We start from the raw sequence: 2,346 nt of genomic DNA, 5'->3' as shown, positions 1-2,346 counted from the left end.
CGGCGGCGTTCAGCCGGCCAAGGCCAACGAAGGTGGCGAGAACCCGCCGTCGCTGCAGTGGAGCTTCGCAGGCCCGTTCGGCACCTACGATCGCGCCCAGCTGCAGCGTGGCTTCAAGATCTACAAGGAAGTCTGCTCCAACTGCCACTCGCTGAAGCTGTTGCAGTATCGCAACCTCGCCGAGCCGGGTGGTCCGGGCTTCACCGTGGAGCAGGCCAAGGAGATCGCGGCCGCTGCGCAGATCAAGGACGGTCCGAACGATCAGGGTGAGATGTTCGAGCGTCCCGGCCGGCTCGCCGACACCTTCCACTCGCCGTTCCCGAACGAGCAGGCTGCCCGTGCGGCCAACGGTGGTGCGGCTCCGCCGGACATGTCGCTGCTGGCCAAGGCGCGCACCTATCCGCGTGGCTTCCCGCAGTTCATCTTCGACTTCTTCACCCAGTTCCAGGAGCAGGGCCCGAACTACATCGCCGCGCTGCTGCAGGGCTACGAAGACACCCCGCCGGAAGGCTTCAGTCTCCCGGACGGCTCGTTCTACAACAAGTGGTATCCGGGCCATTCGATCAAGATGCCGCCGCCGATCCAGGCCGGCATGGTGAGCTACGACGACGGCACGCCGGAAACGCTCGAGCAGTACGCCAAGGACGTCTCGACGTTCCTGGTGTGGGCTTCCGAGCCGCACATGGAGGCCCGCAAGCGCCTCGGTCTGCAGGTGATGATCTTCTTGGTCATCCTTTCCAGCCTGCTGTACTTCGTGAAGCGCAAGGTGTGGTCGAACGTCCACTAAGCGGCGAAAGAGCCAACACAACGAGACAGGAAAGCCCCTTCGGGGGCTTTTTTGTTGTCTGCATTCCGGCGTTTGCCGATGAGTAGCGATTGCATCCGGCGTCTGCTCCGGACAAAATAATCAAAAGCAATTGCATGTAACCCGCGCGGAGGATCCATGGGCACGCTGATCACTTTCAAACGTCCGGATGGCAAGGAAGCGAGCGGCTATCTCGCCAACGCCGCCAGTGGCAAAGCGCCGGGCGTGGTGGTGATCCAGGAATGGTGGGGGCTGTCCGAGCAGATCAAGGGACTGACCGACCGCCTCGCGCTGGCCGGCTTCGATGCGCTCGCGCCGGACCTCTACAACGGCACGGTGGTTCCGTATCACGACACGGATGCGGCCAATAAAGAGATGAGCTCGCTCGACTTCATGGACGCTACCACCCAGACGGTGCGCGGCGCTGTGAACTATCTGTCGCGCAACGGCGCCAAGGTCGGCCTGACCGGCTTCTGCCTCGGCGGCGCCGTGACGGTGATCGGCGCCTGCAAGATGCCGGAACTGAGCGCTGCCGTGGTGTTCTACGGCATTCCGCCGGAGCAGGCGGCCAAGCCGTCCGAGGTGCGGGTGCCGATGCAAGGCCATTTCGCCAATCGCGACGATTGGTGCACCCCGCAGGTGGTGGATGCGTTCGAGGCCGGACTGAAGGCCGCCGGCAAGCAGGCCGAGTTCTTCCGTTATGAAGCCGACCACGCCTTCGTCAACGAGCAGCGTGCGGCGGTGCACGACCGGGAAGCGGCGGAACTCGCGTGGTCGCGAGCGATGCAGTTCTTTGGAAAGCATCTCTCCTGACCGCGGCCGCCCGGTAAAATTTGAGCTTTCGGCTGAAGACTTGGCAGATCAGTTTGCTGCGATAACGTCGGCATACGCCACGAGGACAGCATGGTTGAAAAAGTCGTAAACCCGGATCTCCGAAACGTCGTCGACCTCGACAGCTACCGCGCCAAGCCGATCGGCCTGCGCGGCGCCGGGGCCGAAGGCCGTCGGTGCAGGCATTGCGGCGCGGCGCTGCTCGATGACGAGTTGGAGGATGATTGCTCGAGTGCCGGCATTGCCCTGCAATCGCCGGCCCGCCGACGACCGACGCGCGTGTTCCGCGCCGACTGATTTGACGACGACCGGCGTGGCCGCCAAGCGCCACGCCGCACGCACTCATTCGATGCGATCGTCTGCAGCGCCCCGTTTCCGATCATCGGAAGCGGGGCGTTAGTCTTTCGGGAGGGAAGAGAGCGGGCTTTGCCGCCGTCTGAAGGTCAGACGTGCTGGCCGCCGTTGATGTGGATCTCGGCGCCGTTCACGTAGGACGAGGTCTCGGTGCACAGCACATAGATGATCTTGGCGACCTCATCCGGGGTGCCGAGCCGGCGCATCGGAATCTGCTCCTCGACGATCTTCTCGGTGCCGGGCGACAGGATCGAGGTGTCGATCTCGCCGGGGGCGATCGAGTTCACCCGCACGCCGACCGGGCCGAAGTCCGCCGCCATTTCCCGGGTCAGCGCCGCGAGCGCCGCCTTCGAGGT

At 64.3% G+C, this 2,346-nt stretch carries 4 protein-coding genes; 3 read left to right on the top strand and 1 reads right to left on the bottom strand.

What is annotated here, in order from left to right; genetic code table 11:
• The 3 genes from DYI24_RS25095 to DYI24_RS25085 all read left to right on the top strand — a co-directional run.
• Nucleotides 1-787 (top strand): cytochrome c1 (locus tag DYI24_RS25095; RefSeq protein ID WP_164574249.1); only part of this gene is annotated, 787 nt, incomplete at its 5' end.
• Between the two features lie 156 nt (nucleotides 788-943).
• The gene (locus DYI24_RS25090) at nucleotides 944-1,618 is read left to right on the top strand and encodes a dienelactone hydrolase family protein (protein WP_164574248.1); all 675 of its coding nucleotides are present in this window, start codon (nucleotides 944-946) and stop codon (nucleotides 1,616-1,618) included.
• A gap of 90 nt (nucleotides 1,619-1,708) precedes the next feature.
• On the top strand, nucleotides 1,709-1,933 hold the full coding sequence (locus DYI24_RS25085) for a hypothetical protein (RefSeq protein ID WP_107343344.1): 225 nt from the start codon (nucleotides 1,709-1,711) through the stop codon (nucleotides 1,931-1,933).
• 146 nt (nucleotides 1,934-2,079) lie between these two features.
• Here DYI24_RS25085 and DYI24_RS25080 read toward each other — a convergent pair.
• Nucleotides 2,080-2,346: SDR family oxidoreductase (locus tag DYI24_RS25080; RefSeq protein WP_164574247.1), on the bottom strand; the 267-nt coding region annotated here is incomplete at its 5' end.

This window comes from Rhodopseudomonas sp. BR0C11 (genome assembly GCF_010820945.1).
In the GTDB taxonomy this organism is placed as follows: Bacteria; Pseudomonadota; Alphaproteobacteria; order Rhizobiales; family Xanthobacteraceae; genus Rhodopseudomonas; species Rhodopseudomonas palustris_H.
The sequence above is the reverse complement of the archived record's forward strand: the minus strand, read 5'-3'. Positions and strand labels throughout refer to the sequence as shown.